Here is a 21,678-nt window from a genome sequence, read left to right as displayed (position 1 = left end):
GAGTGAATAATAGGCTTGAAATTAAAAACAATCAAATGATCAACGCTTCTCTTCTCTTTTTCGTCATTACAAGTGCACAAATTGGCGTTGGGATCCACGGTTTTCAGAATGTTGTTTATGATAGTGCCAAACAAGATTCATGGATCGCTGTCATTGTCAGTTTTATATTCGCGCATATTGTTATGTTTATTATGATAAAAACACTAGAATTGTACGGTGGAACCAATGACTTTTATGGGATACACATAGATATTTACGGAAAGTACATTGGGAACTTTTTTAATCTTATCTATATGTTTTATTGTACTTTTGCTTTTTTTGCAGTATGCAAAAACTATATTGAAGTTATTGTCACTTGGGTATTCCCTCAGATTAACTCTCAGTTCCTATATGCAACGCTCTTCATTATTGTGATTTATGCATTTACTGGGGGCTTAAGAGTTATTATCGGGGTTTCTTTTTTCAGTTTCTTCTTCTCGATATGGGTTTTACCTACCCTGCTTTTTGTTTTGCCATATGCAAATAATAACCATTTAATACCTTTGTTAAATGATTTGATGGGCATCATAAAAGGTACTTATGCCATGACCTTTACGATTGTCGGGTTTGAAATTATTTATACTCTGTATCCTTATGTAAAAGAAAAGAAGAAGGTACAAAAATTTGCCCATTTAGGACTAGCCGGCACCATGGCTGGGTATCTCCTTTTAATGCTCTTAGCACAAGCTTTTTTTAGCGGTCAGCAGTTAACAAAAACGATTTGGCCAACACTATCCATGTTTAGTATCGTCCGTCTACCCTTTTTTGAAAGAATAGAGATTTTTACTATTTGTTCATGGATGATGATCATATTACCAAATCTTTGTTTATATATGTGGGCTACCTATCGTGGGCTGTTAAGAATGGTGAAAATAAGCCCAACAAAATATGCTTGGATCTTTTCTATTTTAGTGATTATTGCCACTTTATTTGTTAGATCAAGAGCAGAAATTAATATGATGAATAATATTCTTTCCAAATTTGCATTTTATTTAGTATTTATTTACCCCTTTGTATTATTTCTTCTGGCCTGGTTAAAAAAGAAGATGACTAAATCAAAGCAGCAGGTGAAACAACCTTGAAAAAACCAACTTTAATCATTTTAATCTTTTGTTGTACTGTTCTTTTGGTTGGATGTTCAGAAGAAAGAATACTTGAACGTCTTAGTTTACCAACACTGATTGGTTATGATGTAAACGAAGAAAATACGGAAATCACTACAACCGCTGTCATTCGGCAAGTGAGTCCAGAGTTTGAAAGTCGAATCGAAATACAATCTGCAACAGCCCCTACTAGTAAAGGAACGCGAATTGATACGAATTTAAAAACATCAAGAAAACTGATGGCCGGACAACTGAGAGTAATTTTGTTAAGCGAAAATTTAGCAAAAAACGGAATAGAGGGCGCCCTTCATACGACCATGATGAATTCAGAAATCAGTACAAGTGTGTATTTAGCCGTTGTGGAAGGAGATACAAAGGATTTACTTGAATATCAATTTCCAAGCATTAAAGATATTGGTCAACATATCTTTAGTTTAATCGATCAAAATGTAGATGAACGACTTACCGTCTCTTCAACAGTTCATGAAGTGTCTAGAGATCTATATTCACCATACAAAAATACGGTCATCCCAATTATAAAAAGACAAGAAGAAAGTATTATGATTAAGGACGTTGGACTGTTCCACAAAGGGAAATTAGTTGGGAAGCTACCTTCAAAGGACGTATTCTATATCCTGTTGGCGCGAAAGGATGTTGAACAAGGGACACTTGAACTTTTGTTACCAAAAGATGGATTTGATATAGATGATTCAAAACAGGAATTACAAATCGATAAACTCCCGATCGCAATCGATTCACTTGATTCTAAAAGGTCGATTAAAATAGTAAATTCAGACACACCAGAATTCGATTTAACGATCAAAGCTGATTGCAGATTATTAGAAATTCACAGAAGTGTTGAAATCAGCAAAATGGAAGATTTAAAAAAAATCGAAGAAGCCGTAAATAAAGAAATAAAAAAGGAATTAGAAAGAGTCATAAAATACGGTCAAGAAGTTGGTTCTGATGTTTTTGGTTTCGGCGATTACTATTTCACCCATACAAGAAATCCGCATATAACAGAAGAAGAATGGAGCGAAAAGTTCAAAAACATGAAAGTGAACATCAAAACCGATATCAGAGTCCTTCGTAACGGTGTGTTTGAATAGAAATGCACGGTGAACATTCCCCCGAAGCCTGTAAATTAGAACAAGTGGTGAGAATTTTATATTCTTCCCCACTTGTTTTTATTTGAGTAAGAATGCACGGTTGTACCTGCATCTTTTTATTCCCTGAAATAAAACAACTTGGTGGAGAAAGCATGGCCTCTTGTGCAATTACCTGATGAACGACTTTTCTTTCCAAGTCCATTCACGATTTCTCGTTCATTCATCTCCCCACCCCAACAAAAAAAGCCGAGCACGAGGCCCGACTTTTCATCACATAATTAAACTATATTTTTCTCGACTATCGTTGTCCCTTGATGTAAGGGATACCACTTGCTTTTGGCGCGTTGGCTTTGCCGATGAATCCAGCAAGGGCAATGATTGTTAAGACATACGGTAAAATTAATAAGAATACGTTTGGAATGTCTTGTACGTAAGGGATTGATCCACCTACGATACTTAAGGCTTGGGCTAACCCGAAGAATAGGGCAGCTCCCATCGTGCCTAGTGGATGCCATTTACCGAAGATCATTGCGGCGATGGCCATGAAACCTTGTCCACTAATCGTTGCGTGGCTAAAGTTGTTTGTAATCGTTAGTGAGTAAACCGCACCACCGACTCCAGCTAAAGCCCCAGAAATCATAACACCGATATAACGCATTCTTGCTACGTTGATCCCCATTGTGTCTGCAGCCATTGGGTGTTCCCCTACTGCACGTAGACGTAAACCAAATGGAGTTTTGTAAATCACAAACCAAGCGACGATTGCGACAACAATCGCTAAAATGGACGTACCATATACGTTATGGAAGAACATTGGTCCAAGGACTGGAATACTTGCTAACCCTGGAATATCAAATCGAGCAAAACGCTCTGTAATAAATTCTGTTTGACCTTTGTCAAAAATCAATTTCACTGAGAATAATGCAACCGCTGCACCTAGTAAGTTTAACGCAACCCCTGTAACAGTTTGGTCTGCACGTAATGAAATCGCTGGAATCGCTAGGAATAATGAGAATACAGCCCCAACGACTAATGCTGCAAGTAATGATGCCCACGGAGTAAAGTCTCCGAACACATCAACTGTAAATAAATTAAACACAATCCCAACAAACGCACCTATGACCATAATTCCTTCAACCCCGATGTTGACAACACCAGATCGTTCAGAGAAAACAGCACCAATTGCAGCCAAAATCAATGGTGCAGCATAGAAAATGGCAGAAGGGATGATGAAATATAATACGTCTAAAAAGCTCATATTATTTTCCCTCCTTTTTAGAATTGAATTTCTCCAGAAGCACGCGGATGACATATCCAGATGCAACAAAGAAAATAATTAAGGCAATAATAATCGAAACGATCTCCGTAGGAATTCCTGCTTCGTTTGGCATGTTTAAGGCACCGTTTTGAAGGGAGCCGAATAATGTTGCACCGAAGATAACCCCAAGTGGTGTATTAGCACCTAATAACGCAACGGCAATCCCGTCAAATCCGATTCCCGTAAATCCACCTTTGATCCCAACGTATTCAAACGTTCCTAGGGCTTCCATTGCCCCACCAAGACCCGCGAACATACCAGAAATCGTCATGGCTAATATAATATTTCGACGAACACTCATACCTGAATATTCAGCAGCATGATGGTTAAATCCTACTGCTTTTAATTCGTAACCACGAGTTGTTTTATCTAATATGAACCACATCACGACAACCATTAGTAACGCCACAATGATTCCCCAGTGTAAACGGGAATATTGCGTAATTGATTCTAAAAATGGAGAACGAAGTGAAGCGGTTTCAAGAATACGTTGTGTTTTATCGCCACCATCAGCCCAAACCTTAATTAAGGCATTTGAAACATGTAAGGCAATGTAGTTAAGCATGATTGTTGCAATTACTTCATGTACATTAAATCTCGCTTTTAACACCCCTGCAATAAAGGCCCAGAAAGCCCCTGCAAGAGCTGCTGCAATTAACGCTAATGGTAAATGGATGAATTTTGGAAGACCTTCCACTGCATATCCTACATAAGCAGCTGCTGCCCACCCCATAATTAACTGACCTTCAACCCCGATGTTGAATAATCCAGTTCGGAAGGCAAAGGCAACGGCAAGACCAGCTAAGATATATGGTGTAATTTGGCGAATTGTTTCACCAATTGTATAAGAATCTCCAAAAATACCATTCCATAGAGCTATGTAACCATCGACTGCATTATAGCCAGAAACGGCCATTACAATGGCACCGACAATTAATCCAATAATGACGGAAATGACAGGAACGAGTATATTAATTACACGATTTGACATGTTATTCGTCCCCCTTTACTGCGCCGGCTGATTTTCTCTTTTCTCCAGCCATTAATAAACCTAGTTCTTGTTCGTTTGTTTCTTTAGGTTCGACTATGTCTAAAATTTCTCCATCATGGATAACGGCAATACGATCCGAAACGTTCATCACTTCATCTAATTCAAACGAAATTAATAGGACGGCTTTTCCTTTATCGCGTTGTTCAATTAAACGTTTGTGAATAAATTCAATCGCCCCAACGTCAAGACCACGAGTTGGTAAGGCCGCAATTAATAAATCAGGGTTTCGATCGATTTCGCGTCCGATAATCGCTTTTTGTTGGTTACCACCAGATAAAGAACGGGCCAAACTTGCTTCACCGTGACCTGAACGAACATCGAATTCTTCGATAATTTGTTTTGCCTTTTTCGAAACTTCTTTGTAATTCATAATGCTCATTTTCGAAAATGGCTCTTGATAATATGTTTGTAACGCAATGTTATGTCCAATTGTAAAGTCGAGGACTAATCCGTGTTTATGACGGTCTGACGGAATATGTCCTAAACCAGTTTCTGTAATTTGACGAGGTTTTTTATTCGTTACATCTTGACCATTCATCAACACTTTACCGCTTTTAATTTTACGAAGACCTGTAATCGCTTCGATTAGCTCCGTTTGTCCATTACCGTCAATCCCGGCAATCCCAACGATTTCACCTTTGCGAACAGTTAAGTTTAGTTTCTTAATTCTTTCAACGCCTCGGTAATCGAGCACGACTAAATCTTGAACATTTAGCACTTCTTCTGTAGGATTTGCAGGACCTTTTTCCGTTTTAAACGTTACTTGACGTCCTACCATCATTTCTGCTAACTGATCCGTATTGGTTTCAGCCGTAACGACTGTGCCAATCCCTTCCCCTTTTCGGATGATCGTTACGCGATCCGATACATCCATGATTTCTTTTAACTTATGGGTAATGATAATAATCGATTTCCCCTCTTGAATTAAGCGCTTCATAATTTGAATAAGCTCTGTGATTTCTTGAGGAGTCAGTGAAGCAGTCGGTTCGTCGAAAATTAAAATTTCGGCACCACGGTACAAAGTTTTAAGAATTTCAACACGCTGTTGCATCCCAACGGAAATGTCTTGAATTTTAGCATTTGCATCCACATCTAAGCCGTATTTTTCAGAGAGTGCTTGGATTTCATTTGCTGCTTTTTTTATGTTTACAATGCCACCCTTAGTTGGTTCAGCACCTAAAATAATATTTTCTGTCACAGTGAAATTTTCAACAAGCATGAAATGTTGATGAACCATCCCGATTCCAAGATCGTTCGCCACATTTGGATCTGTAATTTTCACTGATTTTCCACGTACTTTAATTTCCCCTGCTTCTGGTTGATAAAGACCGAATAGAACGTTCATCAACGTTGACTTTCCTGCACCGTTTTCACCAAGAAGTGCATGAATTTCGCCTTTTTTCAGTTGAAGGGTAATGTTGTTATTTGCTACGAAACCTCCGAATTCTTTACGGATGCCGAGCATTTCAATAACATATTCCAAAAATCTCACTCCCTTATTTTGAAATGCGAAGGCGGCTCGTTTAGGCTCGACACGCGCTGGAGACTTCCGAGAAGCATGCTTGCATGCGTAGGTAAATCGGAAGGCAACCTAAGAGCCCCACGTCCTGTGGGAACGGTTGCATGACCGACATCCTGTCGGCCTAAGCGACGCGAGAGCCTAGCCGCCTGAGCTAGACACTGTTCAAATTTTTCGTTCAAAATTAACACATGAAAGCCTTCAGCGAAAACCTTTCATCTATTAATTTCAACATGAATTGGTTTTCAAGACATCATCAAAATTTTATGAATTTATAGATTACTCTTAATGTTTACTATTTGTTTACAACTCAAAAATATTCCCGTTATTTTAAATAATCGTAATTGTCAGATTATCTATACAAACTATAAAACCACCATAGAGGCTTTACTTTTAGGCCCCTATGATGATTTTTGAAAGAATTTTTATATTCGAAATGTATTACTCAACTGTTTCAGGAATTTTTACTTCACCGTTAATGATTTTTGTTTTGTAATCTTCAACAGAGTCTAATACTTCTTGAGGAATTGCTCCACGAGAATCTGCAAGGTCTACACCGTTTTCAGCTAAACCGTAAACTACAGTACCACCTGGGAAGTTACCTTCTTTTGTTTTAGTTGCAACGTCTTTAACAGCTACGTCAACACGTTTTAACATAGAAGTAAGTGTTACGTTAGTATCTGCATCAACTTGTCCTTCATCATATTGGTCAGAGTCAACACCGATTACCCAAACGTCAGCATTTGGATCTTTTTCTTTACGTTCTTTTGCTTCAGTGAATACACCGTTACCCGCACCACCTGCAGCGTGGAAGATAATATCTACGCCTGAAGAGTACATACGGTTTGCAGATGTTTTACCAAGTTCTGCTTTGTTGAAGTCACCTGTATATTGAACGTCAACTTTGATGTCTGGGTTAACTGCTTCTACACCAGCAAGGAAACCAGCTTCGAAACGTTTAATTACTTCGTTTTCCATACCACCAACGAAACCAACTTTACCAGTTTTAGACATTTCAGCTGCAACTACACCTGCAAGGAAGGCACCTTCTTGCTCTTTGAAAAGAATAGATGTTACGTTTGGTGCATCGGCAACTGCGTCAACGATTGCCAGTTGTGCATCTGGTTGTTGTTCTGCTACTTCAAGCATTGCATCACCCATCATGAACCCGATCCCAAATACTAAGTCAAAGTCACGACGAAGTAAGTTGTTTAAGTTTTGATTGTAGTCAGCATCAGAAGTTGATTCTAGGTAGTCGTAGCCACCGTTACCTTTTTCTAAGCCATTGTCTTTACCAAATGCTTGGATTCCTTCCCATGCTGATTGGTTAAATGATTTATCATCAACCGAACCAGTGTCAGTTACCATCGCAACTGAGAAATCTCCACCTTCAGAAGCTGTTTTTCCTTCGTCTTTGTTTGAGTCTTCAGCTTTATCTCCAGCACCACATGCTGCAAGAATTGAACCGGCTGCTAGTAAAGAAAGAGCAAAACCAAATTTACTTTTTTTCATTAGAAAAGTCCCCCTCAGGATTTAGTTGATTAGCATTTGGGATGTTCACACCCGTTTTCGAATAACATGGAAGCTGAATTTATCAGCTCTGAAATAATTTTTTGAATAGAGTACAACACGATCATTTACGTCATAGTGAAGCTGCTTTAAGACGAGAAGTGCCGTTTCTTGACCACAATTTAATATCGGTGAAACGCTTTCATGATAGCCGACTGGGTCTATATAAGTGACAGCATAAGCGACATGAATATCACCGGATTCTTCAAGTGATGAGAAAATGGACACGCCTTTTTTTTGTACGTAGTCAGATGGTAGATTTTTTGACAAAACCTTATCTATGCAATAAACAACAGGCTCTCCGTCCGCTGTTCGAACCCGTTCAATTGTGAGTACAGCATCTTCCGCACTACACTGAAATCGTTCCAGATCATGTTCTGTCGGCGAATTTTCCGTTGCATTGATAAACACTGTGCCAGGGGTCATTCCAACATTTTCAATCATTGAAGAAATGCTTGATAAATGTTCGATCCCTGACGTAAATACAGGCTTTGGATTAACAAATGTTCCTACACCATGACGACGCACAATGATGTTTTCTTCTTCTAATAGTCGTAGCGCCTCACGCAGAGTTGCTCGACTTACCCCAAGCTCCTTGGAAAGTTCAAATTCAGACGGTAATTTTTCGTTTTCTTTATAAATACCTTTTTCAATGTCTGCTTTCAAACGATCAATGACTTGAAGATATAGATGACGTTGATCTGATTTAATTGACATAGTATCACCACACAAGTCAGACATCTGATGTTGAACATTCCTACTAATTCGAAACATAATATAACATTTTTATTGAATTATGAAAATAGTTTTATAAAATTCTGTACTGTAATAGATTTTGGTAATTTAAATTATGTCATTTTATTGTCATACTTTTGTCATTTATTGTCACACTATTACAATGAATATGACATACTATTCAACACTAGACTTATTCTGTAGCACTTGACGAGGACGACTTCCATCAGGAGGTCCTACGACACCGCGCATTTCCATTTGGTCGACAATACGTGCAGCTCTTGAATACCCTATTCTAAAACGACGTTGCAACATGGATACGGAAGCCGTTTGCATCTCAACAACTAACTTCACAGCTTCATCGAACAATTCATCTGTTTCTTCTTCAAATGTCGTTTCAGGTTCATCAGTAGGAATCATGGTTTCATCATATTGTGCTTTTTGCTGTTCGATAACAGCATCTACCACTGCTTCAACCTCTGCATCCGAAAGATATGCACCTTGAACACGAATTGGTTTTGAAGAGCCTGCTGGTAAGAATAACATATCACCTCGCCCTAAAAGTCTTTCAGCGCCTCCACTATCTAGTATTGTGCGCGAATCAATAGCAGATGATACGGCAAAAGCAATACGTGACGGAATGTTGGCTTTGATGACCCCTGTAATAACATCTACAGATGGACGTTGTGTAGCGATAATTAAATGAATCCCCGCTGCACGTGCCATTTGAGCAAGTCGTGTAATCGAATCCTCTACATCATGAGAGGCTACCATCATTAAGTCGGCTAACTCATCGATAATGACGACGATGTAAGGTAACTTCGGATGTTTCTCATCATTTTCTTCGTTGAATCGGTCTATATGGTCATTGTAGCCTTTAATGTTACGCGTTCCTGTATGGGAAAATAGATCATAACGGCGCTCCATTTCAGAAACAACCTTTTGTAACGCTTGAGAAGCTTTCCGCGCATCCGTCACAACTGGTGCTAATAAATGCGGAATCCCATTATACATATTTAACTCAACCATTTTCGGGTCAATTAACATCATTTTTACTTCATGTGGAGCAGCACGCATCAGGATCGATACAATAATGCCGTTAATACAGACAGATTTACCACTACCAGTAGAACCTGCCACAAGTAAGTGAGGCATTTTGTTTAGTTCGGCTAAAATGGCTTGTCCTGTAATATCGCGACCAAATCCAATCAGTAATTTCGCATCTGGTTTGTTATTTTCTTTTGATTCTAATACTTCGCGCAATGTTACGATGGCAATTTCGCTATTCGGTACTTCAATCCCAATAGCCGATTTCCCCGGAATTGGCGCTTCCATTCGTATATCTTTCGCCGCTAATGCTAAAGCTAAGTCGTCTTGTAAGCTCACAATTTTACTTACTTTCACTCCGACGTCAGGCATCACTTCGTATTTCGTAACAGCAGGTCCTAAATGAACTTGCATCACTTTTGCCTTTACCCCGAAGCTTGCAAAAGTTTGTTCTAACTTTTTCGCATTCCCTTGAATAACCGTATACTCGCCACTTTGATCATGCTGCGGTGGCAATTGCAATAAATTCATCGTTGGCAATACATAATCCACATTCTCAACATTATTCTCTACAGCTTTTGTAATTGTATGTTCGAGATTTTCATGATCAGCCTCAATTTCTGGTTGAGGTGGTGCTGGTTTTGGTTGCGGTTTTGGCTCCGGTTCCTGAGGTTGATGGTTAATATTCTGTGTAAACGCCGAAATAATTGGTTCATCGTCATCATCATCCTCATCGAACATGGAACGCATTTGCACAACTGTTACTTCTTCTTCGTCAGTTGTCGCTGCTGTCTCAATGGCCGTGCGATCCTCAGTTTTTGCCCGTCGTTTACGTGTTGGTGTTGGCTCCGGTTCCTTCTCTTTTTTCACGACCGTTCTTGCACGACGTTTTCTCTTCGGAAGCTTGAATTTCATATTAGGCGCCTTTTCCGCAATAATGGGCACAAGCGCTTTTCCTGTAATTAACACAATCCCTATTAATAAAAGGAACCATGCCGCGATTTGAGCCCCTTTTGCATCAAACAACACATGGAACATCGCATACAGAAGGGCACCTACCATCCCTCCACCAAGGGAATGGCTACGTGTTACAATCCCCTCCATATCAATAAGTATTCTCCACGTCTCACGAATCACAGAATTCGTTAACAAGTCATTGCTTTTATAAAGCTCTTCAAAGAACAACCCATGACTAAAAATCGATAAACTACAAAGGATCAAAAGCGCTCCTTGAATAATTCGGTCCTTTAGCGTTATTCCTTTTCTTTGAATCATAATGACTAATGCGATAAACACCGCAAAAAAAGGAACGAGAATATGTAAATTACCAAATAAGAACATCGTCATAGTTTGCATCGTGCGTCCTACTACGCCATATTCAAAAAACACCATAATGGCAAAGGCAATTAATAATAATCCAATAATTTCATAGGCGAGTGGATGCATACCAGACTTTGCTTTCGTTTTTGTGGCTGATTTTTTTCGTTTAATCGATGCCATATGATCACCTACTTTTCTTTTGCTAACTTTTTTGGTTTGTAATTAATGTTAATTTTTTCTTTGGGTGGGAATGAAGTTCGTTTCTTGGGCTGCTTCCATCATTTTGAACTTCATTACCCGGATGAAGTTCATTTTTCGGGATGCTTCATCTTTTTTGAACTTCATTAACCGAATGAAGTTCATTTCTCGGGCTGCTTCCATCATTTTTGAACTTCATTACCCGAATGAAGTTCATTTCTAACACTGCTTTTTCACTTTTCGAACTTCATCACCCAAATGAAGTTCATTTCCCGAGTTACTTCCATCATTTTTGAACTTCATCAACCGAATGAAGTTCATTTCTAACACTGCTTTTTCACTTATTGAACTTCATTACCCAAATGAAGTTCATTTCCCGAGTTACTTCCATCATTTTTGAACTTCATCAACCGAATGAAGTTCATTTCTAACACTGCTTTTTCACTTATTGAACTTCATTACCCCGATGAAGTTCATTTGTATGATTTCCCACACTATTTTTGACCTTCATAAGCCCAAAATTCACATAATTTCACTCACGCTATTAAAATGCCAAAGTGCCAAATCCCATTTTAATCATTTTCACATGAAATAAGGGGAAAAGCCATATTTCCCTACTATCTCCACATATTGAGAGGCGCTTTAAAGTCAAAAAAAGGATTTTCTTAAGTGCTTTCTTAAGAAAATCCTTTATGACTGTTGCTTAGTATTCCATGATAATTGGGATAATCATTGGGCGGCGCTTTGTTTTTTGGAATAAATAAGCGTTGAGTGTATCACGGATTTCTTGTTTAATGTTTGTCCATTCAAATGTTTCTTTATTAACATACTTTTCAATGACTGTACGCGCAAGTTCAGTTGCTTCAACAATAAGCTCTTCTGACTCACGTACATAAACAAATCCGCGCGATAAAATTTCTGGTCCTGATGCTATTTTCTTTTGTGCTCGGTTTAGCGTCACTACGACGATAAAGATACCATCTTGTGAAAGCAATTTACGATCGCGTAATACGATGTTACCTACATCACCCACACCGATTCCATCGATTAGAACGTTCCCCGCTTGTACACGGCCGCTCATGCGCATTTTTCCACTTTTGTATTCGACAACATCGCCTTTATCGGCAATAAAGATTTGAGATTTTTGCATGCCTAATGATTGTGCTAATTTCGAATGTGCAATTAGCATACGGTACTCGCCTTGCATCGGGATAAAATATTTTGGCTTCATTAAGTTTAGCATGAATTTCAAATCTTCTTGACTACCATGACCGGATACATGAATCTTTTTATCAGCAGATAATACATTAGCTCCCGCTTTTGCCAGTTGGTTCATGGCATTTGCCATTTGGATCTCCATGCCTGGTGATGGCGTAAACGTAATGAGTACTGTATCAGTATCTTTGATTCTCACATCACGGTGTTGTTTGCGAACAATTTTGTCTAGCGCTTCAAGTGGTTCACCTTGATTACTAGTAACAATAATGATGATTTCATCGTCTTGGTATTTATGAATTTCTTTTACAGGGATTAATGTCTCTTCATCGATCGTTAAATACCCTAAATTCACGCCAATATCGATCACTTTTTCTAAACTTTTTCCGACAACCGCCACTTTTCGTTTCGACTCTTGTGCATGGTTAAACACTTGTTGAATACGAATAAAGTTTGAAGCGTATACTGCTACGATAATGCGTGCAGGGGCAGAATAGAAATATTTTGCAATTTTTTCTTGAATCACGTTTTCGCTCGTTGTATGGCCAGGACGTTCAGCTTCTGTTGATTCCGATAAAAGAATGAACACTCCATCTTCCCCAATTTGAGCCATTTTTGCAATATCTGGTTTATATTTCCCTTTTGCCGCTTGGTCAAATTTGAATTCACCTGTATGCACAATCGCACCTTCCGACGTATGGAAGACAATCCCTAATGAATCAGGAATGCTATGAGTTGTATGGAAGAACGTTACATAAGTTGACTGGAAATTCATACGACTTCTATTTGTGACTTCAAAGAATTTCACTTGATGTAATTCTGGTGTATTTTTTAAATGTTCTTTCGCAAGCGCAATTGTTAATTTTGAACCGTAAACAGGCGCTTTAATTTTTTGTAGTACATATGAAATTGATCCAATCGCATCTTCATGCCCATGTGTTAAGAAAATGCCTTTGACGCGTTCTTTATTCTCTACCAAATATGTAATATCAGGAATGACGATGTCGATCCCCAACATGTCATCTTCTGGGAACATAAGTCCGCTGTCAACAACGAAAAGCTCTTCGTCAATTTCGATCACGTACATCGATTTTCCGATTTCTCCAACTCCGCCAAGAGGGATTACTCGGATTACTTCATTTTTAGTTTTTGACACAATATTTCCTCCTAAAAATATCCCGAACAGCAACCACTTACCATCATTATACGGGGAGTAGCAATGAATAACAAATAAAAAAGCGAATAAATTAGAAAAAAGTGGTGCGTATCTTGGTGCGCTTGGGATGAGCTTTAGTGAGCCCTTCTTGACAGGGGTTTTTCTTATGGTCAATGGCGTGTGGAGCATTGGTTAGGAGTGAGTAAAGTTGTGGGAGAATTCCTGCTTGGGAAAAGCGTTTTTTGACTGCATGGGCAGGGGTTTTGCTCGGATGGATTTGATTTTGACTGGATGACTTCTTGTTTCGCCCGGTTAGACTTCCTTTTTGACCGGATAACAACTCGATTTGCTCGGATAACGTGTTGAATGAGATCCGGGTATCTGCAGGTTTATTTGATGAAGACTCGTATAGTTCCTACTTTGTTAGGTTTTGGCTTTCATCGGGTTGATGAAGACACTTTTGATTTATTTTGTATCTAATTTAGGTCTTCATTTGAAGAATGAAGACCTAATTTGCTTCTTCTATATTCGGTTTGGGTCTCCATCTCCTGCATGAAGACCTTTTTTACTTCCCCCCGTATTCCAATCTGGTCTTCATCAAATGAATGAAGACCTGTTTTGTTTCTTCCATATTTGGTTTGGGTCTTCATCTCCTGAATGAAGACCTGTTTTGTTTCTTCCATATCTGGTTTGGGTCTTCATCTCCTGCATGAAGACACTTTTTGCTTCCCCAGTATTCCAATCTGGTCTTCATCAGATGAATGAAGACCTGTTTTACTTCTACCATATCCGATTTTGGTCTTCATCTCCTGCATGATGACCTTTTTACTTCTCCCACACCCAATTTTGGTCTTCATCAACTAGATCATGATCCCAGGTGGCCCTCCCCCTTCTATTAAAATATAAAAAGAAACAGACTCCTTCATAGAGTCTGTTTCCCCCTCAAGCTCATTATGTGTTTGGCGTTAATTCTGGTTCTACTTCGGATTTTTCGCCTTCATTGGATTCATCTTCTTTAAAGAGATCTTTATTTTTCGTTTCTGGGAATACCCAAGCCCAGATTGCGAGAAGTAGGAATAATGCTGCACCTCCCAAGATGATTGGCTTGTAGCCGTAAACCGGGAAGACTGCCGCTGTGATTAACGGCGGGATTGCGGAAAGGCCTCGTCCAATTTGCAGTGCCCATGAAATCCCTGTCGCTCGAACATCCGTTGGGAAGATCTCACTAAATAACGACCCGAAGACGGATGCACCATTTGATCCAAAGTATAATAAGAACATTGGAATTAAAATTAAGAATGAACTAATTAAGCTACTCCAAGTTAAATAAAGAATAAGTCCTCCTAATGCTGCGACAACGCCCAGATAGCAAAGTGTAATTCGGCGTCCCCATTTGTCCGTTGTATAGCCTGCAATAAACGAGCCTACTAGACCTGCAAATGCTGTGAAGAAAAGCCACCAACCGGCAGTACCCATTTCGAATCCTTCATATTTTACGAGATACGTAGGTAAGAAGTTTGTAATCCCATAATATGCGAAATATTGCAGAACCGCCGCGATTAAGGCAATTGCAAATGGTTTCCAAAATCTACGCAGTCCATACTTTTCCGTCAGTTTGACTTTTTGAACATCCTTTTTCTCTAGCACCTCTTTTTCCCATACTTGTGACTCTTCAACGTCCTTACGTAAATAAAGGGCAAATAAGATAGGGAAAGCAGATAAAATAAATGTCCAGCGCCATCCGATAACAGGTAATAAAAAGCCTCCTACAGAAGCACCTAAAAAGATCCCGATATAAGCGCCACCATAAAGCATACTACTCCAAAAACCACGTTGCTTTGATGGAACGGTTTCACTAACTAACGCTTGGGCGGCTCCATATTCCCCACCTAGTCCAAAACCAGCAACTGCCGTCCAAACGATTAACCATTCGTAATTAAAGCTAAAACCTCTCATTAACGTCGCTAGACAGAAGATTACGAGAGTTAGAATTAATATTTTTTTGCGTCCGATTTTATCTCCTAAGTATCCAAATACAACTCCACCTACAGCTAAAAACGCCAGCTGAACTGAAAAGACAGATGCAACCTGTGCTGTTGAAAGCGAAAGTGCTGAAGCCATGGGAATCACTAAGAAACTTAATAAAAACACTTCATAATAATCAAAAATCCACCCAATATAGGCACCAAAAAATACCTTCAATTTTGACTTATCCATTTTTTCGTCTTGCGTTGGAACTGTAGTACTCGACATAAAATCCCCCCTACGAAATTTAATGCTAGAAAATTCAGTCAATTAATCTTGCAAAACGCCTTGGTATTACGGTGCTTAGACTTCACTGAAACCGGTTTCAAAATCTAGCATCCGATTTGCATTGATGTAATATCGGCAATCCTACTTACAATTTTGTGTTTGTAAATGTGCTTCGATAGATTGGATGGCTGCATCTAAACTGTTATTAATATGTTTCTGCATTAATTTCTCGGCTTGTTCCGCATTTCCAGCAGCAATCGTTTCATAGAGTTCGAGATGTTCTTTGGCTGCTTCTTTACTACGAGTGTGACTTGTGTTCGGCCCGATTCTTCTGTAACGCATAATATGATCATTCATATTGTTCAGTATTTTCACCGCAAACTTATGCTGACTCATGTCGTAAAGACGATGATGAATCTGATCTCCGTAATAGATCACATCCTCATTGTTTCCTAGATTAGCTGCTTTGACTAACAGCTCTGTAAGAAGTCGTAGTTCCTCTAAATCTCGTTCATTCGAATTTTGAGTCGCTGCTTTGGTGACTAGGCCTTCTAGTGCACTACGAACACTAAAGATACTCCGTGCATCTTCAACGGAAACAGGCGAAATCTTCAATCTTCCATTGGGCAACCGAACAACTAATTCTTCAATTTCGAGTCGTTGCAATGCCTCACGTAATGGTGTTCGGCTAATGTCAAAACGTTTGGATAGATCCAACTCATTAATTTGTGCTTCTGGTAATAGTTCCCCACCCACAATTTCCTTCTTTAACTGCAAATACACATAGTCCTTAGTTGATATTCTACCTTGTGTGGAAGAGACCATCGTATTACCCCCTCTAATTGTATAATTGTACACAGTTATACTAGAAATAATTTACAATAATTTTCTATTTAGAGTCAATATTATTCTCGAAAATGATTAGAAATCTTTTCCTTATAATTCGACGGCACGGTAGAATAGCGTCACAACCTAGCTCTTATTGTCCGATTTTAAATAGTTTGGTAGATGCTGACATAGTGGTTAATGTGGCGAATGAAGGGAGTTAGAAAAAGTGGGCCTTGCACATTAAATATAATATCACACGAATATGTGATGAACTCGCACGATAGAATTGAAGATGCACGTAAAGGGCAAACTCACACATAACTTCAGTAAAGTCGCACATAAACTGGACAAACCTGCACATATTTTCAAGGAAAGTGGCACTTAAACTGGGCAAACCCACACATATTTTCAAGAAAGTGGCACTTAAACTGGGCAAACCCACACATATTATAAAGAAACCCGCACGTAAACAACCAAACACAAAAAAGCTACGGCATCACGCCGCAGCTTCGTATCTTTCATCGTATTCAGTTGGTTTCGATGGATTTTACTTTTTGTTGGAATTGCTCCCAGACTTGATCGAATAAGTTTTTTTCTTCGGTTGTGAGTTCAACCATTGGGAGTCTTACTTTTTCAACGGAGAAACCGAATTTGCTTAGTGCGTATTTTATTGGGACCGGACTTGGATTTTCGAATAATTTTTTAATCACCGGTAACAGCGCTTGGTGATATTTTGCAGCCACGTCATGGCGACCTTCATCGAATGCGCGAATCATGGCCTGCATTTCATTACCACATACATGGGAGACTACCGAAATGACGCCTCTGCCGCCGACTGACACCAGGGGCAGTGTTAGGGCATCATCTCCACTATAAACATACGTGTCGTCCGAAACATTGGCGAGGATTTCTGTCATTTGATCCAGACTTCCGCTTGCTTCTTTGACAATTCGTATATTGGGAATTTTACATAAATCGATTGTTGTTTGTGATGTGATATTTACACCTGTGCGCCCTGGGACATTGTAAATCACAACCGGTAAATCGGTCACTTTTGCAACAGCCTCGAAATGTGCGTAAATTCCGCGTTGGTTTGGCTTGTTATAGAAAGGCGCAACGACCATGATGCCGTCAGCCCCAAAAGCCTCTACTACTTTTGTTGCCTCAATTGTGTAAGCAGTGTCATTTAAACCAACCCCTGCAATAACAGGAATGCGTTTATTTACTTTTTTAATTGTAAAATCGATAAAATCTCTTTTTTCTTGTACGGTTAATGTTGGGGTTTCACCTGTAGTACCACATACTACGATTGAATCTGTACCATTTTGGATTAAGTGCTCAATTACTCGCTCTGCTACTTCATAATTAATTGATCCATCGTCGTTAAATGGAGTAATCATCGCTGTAGCAACACGACCTAGATCCACTATATAAACACCCCTTAAGGAAATCCTAAAGTAAGTTGTCCTCTAACATCGCTTCTGCAATCTGAATTGAGTTTAATGCTGCTCCTTTTAATAAGTTGTCTGATACAACCCATAAGTGGAAGCCTTTTTTGTTTGAAAGGTCTTGTCGAATGCGTCCTACGTATACTGGGTCTTCCCCTTCTACGTAAATTGGCATTGGGTACTCTTGATTTGAAATATCATCTTGTAACACAACACCTGGTGCATTTTTAAATACTTCGAATAGATCTTGAACACTTGCATCTTGTTCTACTTCGATATAAACAGACTCAGAATGTCCAGAAACGACTGGAACACGTACGCATGTTGCTGCTACTGAAAGTTCAGGCATGCTCAGGATTTTTTTCGTTTCGTTGATCATTTTCATTTCTTCGTAAGTAAAGCCATTATCCGTAAATACGTCAATTTGCGGAATGACGTTACGTGCGATTGGGAAATGTCTTTTGTCTGATTTTGCTGGTAAAATGTTTGCTTCTACATTTTTTCCAGCTTCCCATTGTGCGCTTTGTTCGCGTAATTCTTCAATCGCTGAAATACCTGAACCAGAAACAGCTTGATACGTTGAAACAATCACTTTTGTTAAACCAAATTTTTCACGAATTGGTTGTAACGCTGCCACCATTTGAATAGTTGAGCAGTTTGGGTTGGCAATAATGCCGTTATGTTTTGCTAAAGCTTCACGGTTAACTTCTGGTACTACTAGAGGTACATCTGGGTGCATACGGAAATGACTTGTATTGTCAATTACCACTGCGCCACGTTTTGCAGCTTCTGGTGCTAATTTTGCAGACACCGAACCACCTGCTGAGAATAATGCAACATCTACACCTTCAAACGCTTCTGGCGTCGCTTCTTCGATAGTGTAAGTTTGACCGTTAAATTCGATCTCTTTTCCTGCTGAACGAGCAGATGCTAGGAATTTTATATGTTTAATAGGAAAATTTCTTTTAATAAGTTGTTCCTTCATTTTAGAACCTACTGCTCCTGTTGCTCCAACAATTGCAACTGTTAATTGCTTAGACATCTATTCATCTCTCCTCAAATAATACTAGTTAAGTAATGTTAGAAATTGTATCATAAAAAACTATAGTTGTGTTAGAAAATTCGACTATTTCAAATATTGTATAAATAATGGCTGTAATTGTTTTTTGTGGTTGATTGCATGTTCAACCGTTTCGACCATTTTTGTGAAATCAGAAATAAGAGAATTCGGTTTATTGTACGGATCATCTTGACCGAATGGGATAAAGTAAATATTTTTAGAGTTTAATAATCTCATAATGTTGACGCCGTTTAAGCCAAGCGCATCATTTGTTGAAATACCTAAAACGACAGGTGAACCATTACGTAATGTCGCTTTTGCAGCCATTAACACTGGACTATCTGTAGACGCATTGGCAAATTTACTAATCGAGTTCCCCGTCATTGGCGCAATCACCATACAATCTAGTGGATTACTTGGTCCAAATGGTTCTGCTCCCGCGATCGAAGAAACCACTTTTTCACCCGTAATGGATTCAATTTTTTTAATCCATTCTTCACCTGTTCCAAAACGCGTTGCTGCTGTTAACACGGAATGTGTAATAATCGGTACAACCGATGCACCAGCTTTAATAAAGTTTTCAATCTTCGGAACAACATCTTCATACGTACAGTGTGATGCTGTGATCCCGAGTCCTATTCGTTTACCCTCGAGCACGTTTTTACCTCCTTAATTGTCCAACAATTGATTCATATAATACATGAGCAGCATCGTTTGGGAAAAACTTTCCAGGTAATGCTGGTAATAATTCATAATCCTTGCGACTTACATCATCATTTAAACACCCAGGGTAGGAGGCTAAATCATAAATTGGCATTGCTATTTTTTCATTGAACTCTTGATCCAACCATTTTGCTGGAATGGTATTGATGAAGACATCCCCATCCACATATCCGACATCATCTAATTGAACCACTTCATATCGTAATGCCTTTGCTTCGCTTAATTGCACATTGGAGCGAACAGCGATACAAACATCCCCGCCAATGCTTCTCAATATATGGGCAACCATTTTCGCAACTCGGCCAAAACCAGTTACAATAAATTTTTTCCCTTGAATTGCTTGTTTTGTATTATAGAAGCTTGAAACAAATGCTTCTGCAGTTAACGCAGCATTTTGCCAAATAAATCCTTCATCTTCTAAGTAGTAAGAAATCTCGTTGTTTTTTAAAATACTTTTCCATTCATCATTTAATTTCCCGGCAAATATTTTCGCTCCAGAAACTCCCATCACTAATGGAACTTCTACTGGCAGAGGATGTATAGGAAGGACAATAAAATTCGGTTTAAATTCATAAACCATTCTGTTTAAATCTTCATCCCATACGCTCTCATTTTTGTAATAAACCGTACGTGTGTTTTCTTTGCTCAATTTTTTCGCGAGCATTTTTAGACGAGCATCTGTACCAACTACTAACCATTTTTCTTCTTTCATGAGTCGAAATGCCTTCTTGTCGCAGTAGTTTTGCGGAATAAAATACGGTCTTCCCCAATTAATTGAATCTCTTCCCACGGCACAAACTGTGGGGTAGAAGATTTCTTTTTGGCGAATGGCTTTTTGGCAGCTAAATCCGCTAGTTCAAACCCGATAATTCTTCCCGTTCTCGGATCAAACACACATTCCGTCTCAGCCAAAAAACCGTATCTAACCCCATTTTCCATTTCAATTAACTCTTTCTCTGCAAGCTCCGACAGCAGCATATTTTCCCTCCTCCATGAGCTTACTGATACTATATGCAACCCAATAATTATCGGTGCCCATCATGTTTCAAAAGTTTAATTCCTCAAAGTAAATTGAGACTTTTGGGTGAAACGTGGTGATGCTAGTGGGCAGCGTTGCATTACGGATCCGCAGCTCTTAATTTTTATTTAACATAAACATCCAGGATTAATGAACGATGTGGGTTATTTGTATTGATAGTGGTAAGCTAGTGCGATGGTTAAGTTTGTGGGAATATTTGTTGGTTAGTGTGGGGGTTGGGCTGTGAATGGAATTGTGGTAGGTGTTGCGACTTGGTGCTATGAACAAAACTCTTTTATTGAACATAACTGGCGAAAAAGCCGAACATCAAATATTGTATGCAGACATTACTTTTGTAGTGAGTATTATAGGTTGAAAGTGGAATCATCCTCAGGTGAAGCTAAGTTAAATCTGGAGCAAAGTAAATTGGATGAATACCTATAGCGTTATTAATCACTGAATCTAAAATAATTTAAAACTAATATATACTAAGTATACTTTTAACAAACGTCTTATTATTACTTAATACATCAATTATCGTCATTTGGAGGTCATTTTTGTAAAAGCTCTGTTTGATGAAAGTGTGTGATTAGTGTAACTGCTTTCTTTAAGTGATTTTGAATGCTGATATCCTTGGGGCTTTAAAAATAAAGGAATAAATTTCCGTTAAATTGGAAAATACCCTTAATTTCTTTAAAATAAGGGAAGTTTTTTCCCTTATCTCATCCAAACCATTGGATTTCATCTTATTTTGAGGGGATTAACGGAATATTTTTCCCTTATCTCGGCTTTTTGATGCTTCCTTTTTATCAATAGCGGAAAATTTTTCCCTTATCTCATCCAAACCATTGGATTTCATCTTATTTTGAGGGGATTAACGATTAAGTCCATATAATTGTGTAAAAAGAAAAGAGTCATTTTATGCCCTCTTGGATACAATGTTTTCAACGACGATAAACATTAGAAAAG

Annotated in this window: 18 protein-coding genes; 2 read left to right on the top strand and 16 right to left on the bottom strand. The window is 38.8% G+C overall.

All coding sequences use genetic code 11. The features are described 5' to 3' along the window. Nucleotides 1-2 precede the first annotated feature (2 nt). Entirely contained in the window at nucleotides 3-1,121 is a 1,119-nt protein-coding gene (locus tag JOD29_RS17835) for a GerAB/ArcD/ProY family transporter (RefSeq protein WP_240033620.1), read from the top strand. Beyond that, nucleotides 1,118-2,251 carry a Ger(x)C family spore germination protein gene (locus tag JOD29_RS17830; protein WP_158610578.1) on the top strand — a complete coding sequence of 378 codons (1,134 nt, stop codon included), beginning with the start codon at nucleotides 1,118-1,120 and terminating at the stop codon, nucleotides 2,249-2,251. Before JOD29_RS17835 ends, JOD29_RS17830 begins: the two co-directional genes overlap by 4 nt. Nucleotides 2,252-2,549: 298 nt before the next feature. Here JOD29_RS17830 and JOD29_RS17825 read toward each other — a convergent pair whose 3' ends face one another. From JOD29_RS17825 to JOD29_RS17750, 16 genes are all read right to left on the bottom strand, one after another. Beyond that, nucleotides 2,550-3,509, bottom strand: coding sequence for an ABC transporter permease (locus JOD29_RS17825; protein WP_124765984.1), 960 nt, complete (start codon nucleotides 3,507-3,509; stop codon nucleotides 2,550-2,552). Between the two features lies 1 nt (nucleotide 3,510). After that, the gene (locus JOD29_RS17820) at nucleotides 3,511-4,560 is read right to left on the bottom strand and encodes an ABC transporter permease (protein WP_124765982.1); all 1,050 of its coding nucleotides are present in this window, start codon (nucleotides 4,558-4,560) and stop codon (nucleotides 3,511-3,513) included. Between the two features lies 1 nt (nucleotide 4,561). Beyond that, a complete protein-coding gene (locus JOD29_RS17815; protein WP_124765980.1) occupies nucleotides 4,562-6,103 on the bottom strand; it encodes an ABC transporter ATP-binding protein in 1,542 nt (513 codons plus the stop codon). Between the two features lie 477 nt (nucleotides 6,104-6,580). Further along, nucleotides 6,581-7,651, bottom strand: a complete 1,071-nt coding sequence (locus JOD29_RS17810; protein WP_124765978.1) for a BMP family lipoprotein — start codon at nucleotides 7,649-7,651, stop codon at nucleotides 6,581-6,583. Between the two features lie 45 nt (nucleotides 7,652-7,696). Continuing rightward, nucleotides 7,697-8,425: a GntR family transcriptional regulator gene (locus JOD29_RS17805; protein ID WP_124765976.1), complete on the bottom strand. Its 729-nt coding sequence runs from the start codon at nucleotides 8,423-8,425 to the stop codon at nucleotides 7,697-7,699. A gap of 195 nt (nucleotides 8,426-8,620) precedes the next feature. After that, nucleotides 8,621-10,990, bottom strand: a complete 2,370-nt coding sequence (locus JOD29_RS17800) for an FtsK/SpoIIIE family DNA translocase (protein WP_124765974.1) — start codon at nucleotides 10,988-10,990, stop codon at nucleotides 8,621-8,623. A gap of 48 nt (nucleotides 10,991-11,038) precedes the next feature. Further along, nucleotides 11,039-11,194: a hypothetical protein gene (locus JOD29_RS17795; RefSeq protein ID WP_158610577.1), complete on the bottom strand. Its 156-nt coding sequence runs from the start codon at nucleotides 11,192-11,194 to the stop codon at nucleotides 11,039-11,041. A 517-nt stretch (nucleotides 11,195-11,711) separates the two neighbouring features. Next, the gene (locus tag JOD29_RS17790; protein ID WP_124765972.1) at nucleotides 11,712-13,379 is read right to left on the bottom strand and encodes a ribonuclease J; all 1,668 of its coding nucleotides are present in this window, start codon (nucleotides 13,377-13,379) and stop codon (nucleotides 11,712-11,714) included. 476 nt (nucleotides 13,380-13,855) lie between these two features. Continuing rightward, nucleotides 13,856-14,062 (bottom strand): hypothetical protein, encoded by a 207-nt coding sequence (locus tag JOD29_RS17785; RefSeq protein WP_124765970.1) that lies wholly within the window; start codon nucleotides 14,060-14,062, stop codon nucleotides 13,856-13,858. A 268-nt stretch (nucleotides 14,063-14,330) separates the two neighbouring features. Beyond that, nucleotides 14,331-15,632, bottom strand: a complete 1,302-nt coding sequence (locus JOD29_RS17780) for an MFS transporter (protein WP_124765968.1) — start codon at nucleotides 15,630-15,632, stop codon at nucleotides 14,331-14,333. Between the two features lie 141 nt (nucleotides 15,633-15,773). Then, complete coding sequence (locus JOD29_RS17775) at nucleotides 15,774-16,457, bottom strand: GntR family transcriptional regulator (RefSeq protein ID WP_124765966.1); 684 nt, start codon at nucleotides 16,455-16,457, stop codon at nucleotides 15,774-15,776. A gap of 530 nt (nucleotides 16,458-16,987) precedes the next feature. Beyond that, the gene (dapA, locus tag JOD29_RS17770; RefSeq protein WP_124765964.1) at nucleotides 16,988-17,887 is read right to left on the bottom strand and encodes a 4-hydroxy-tetrahydrodipicolinate synthase; all 900 of its coding nucleotides are present in this window, start codon (nucleotides 17,885-17,887) and stop codon (nucleotides 16,988-16,990) included. Between the two features lie 25 nt (nucleotides 17,888-17,912). Next, entirely contained in the window at nucleotides 17,913-18,950 is a 1,038-nt protein-coding gene (locus JOD29_RS17765; protein ID WP_124765962.1) for an aspartate-semialdehyde dehydrogenase, read from the bottom strand. A gap of 84 nt (nucleotides 18,951-19,034) precedes the next feature. After that, nucleotides 19,035-19,625, bottom strand: a complete 591-nt coding sequence (locus JOD29_RS17760) for a dipicolinate synthase subunit B (protein ID WP_124765960.1) — start codon at nucleotides 19,623-19,625, stop codon at nucleotides 19,035-19,037. A 4-nt stretch (nucleotides 19,626-19,629) separates the two neighbouring features. Beyond that, complete coding sequence (locus JOD29_RS17755; RefSeq protein ID WP_124765958.1) at nucleotides 19,630-20,403, bottom strand: dipicolinate synthase subunit A; 774 nt, start codon at nucleotides 20,401-20,403, stop codon at nucleotides 19,630-19,632. Further along, nucleotides 20,400-20,669, bottom strand: a complete 270-nt coding sequence (locus JOD29_RS17750) for a YlmC/YmxH family sporulation protein (RefSeq protein WP_124765956.1) — start codon at nucleotides 20,667-20,669, stop codon at nucleotides 20,400-20,402. Before JOD29_RS17750 ends, JOD29_RS17755 begins: the two co-directional genes overlap by 4 nt. Nucleotides 20,670-21,678: the final 1,009 nt, after the last annotated feature.

It is taken from the genome of Lysinibacillus composti, assembly GCF_016908465.1.
GTDB lineage: Bacteria > Bacillota > Bacilli > Bacillales_A > Planococcaceae > Ureibacillus > Ureibacillus composti_A.
Note: the sequence above shows the minus strand (reverse complement) of the source record. Positions and strands in the feature narration are given on the sequence as shown.

Excerpts from the sequence above, each read along its gene's own strand:
- JOD29_RS17785 (WP_124765970.1), bottom strand. The coding sequence starts at position 14,062 with ATGGAAGAAACAAAACAGGTCTTCATTCAGGAGATGAAGACCCAAACC.
- JOD29_RS17765 (WP_124765962.1), bottom strand. The coding sequence starts at position 18,950 with ATGTCTAAGCAATTAACAGTTGCAATTGTTGGAGCAACAGGAGCAGTA.
- JOD29_RS17755 (WP_124765958.1), bottom strand. The coding sequence starts at position 20,403 with ATGAAAGAAGAAAAATGGTTAGTAGTTGGTACAGATGCTCGTCTAAAA.
- JOD29_RS17775 (WP_124765966.1), bottom strand. The coding sequence starts at position 16,457 with ATGGTCTCTTCCACACAAGGTAGAATATCAACTAAGGACTATGTGTAT.
- JOD29_RS17750 (WP_124765956.1), bottom strand. The coding sequence starts at position 20,669 with ATGCTGCTGTCGGAGCTTGCAGAGAAAGAGTTAATTGAAATGGAAAAT.
- JOD29_RS17795 (WP_158610577.1), bottom strand. The coding sequence starts at position 11,194 with ATGATGGAAGCAGCCCGAGAAATGAACTTCATTCGGTTAATGAAGTTC.
- JOD29_RS17825 (WP_124765984.1), bottom strand. The coding sequence starts at position 3,509 with ATGAGCTTTTTAGACGTATTATATTTCATCATCCCTTCTGCCATTTTC.
- JOD29_RS17780 (WP_124765968.1), bottom strand. The coding sequence starts at position 15,632 with ATGTCGAGTACTACAGTTCCAACGCAAGACGAAAAAATGGATAAGTCA.
- JOD29_RS17810 (WP_124765978.1), bottom strand. The coding sequence starts at position 7,651 with ATGAAAAAAAGTAAATTTGGTTTTGCTCTTTCTTTACTAGCAGCCGGT.
- JOD29_RS17805 (WP_124765976.1), bottom strand. The coding sequence starts at position 8,425 with ATGTCAATTAAATCAGATCAACGTCATCTATATCTTCAAGTCATTGAT.
- JOD29_RS17800 (WP_124765974.1), bottom strand. The coding sequence starts at position 10,990 with ATGGCATCGATTAAACGAAAAAAATCAGCCACAAAAACGAAAGCAAAG.
- JOD29_RS17820 (WP_124765982.1), bottom strand. The coding sequence starts at position 4,560 with ATGTCAAATCGTGTAATTAATATACTCGTTCCTGTCATTTCCGTCATT.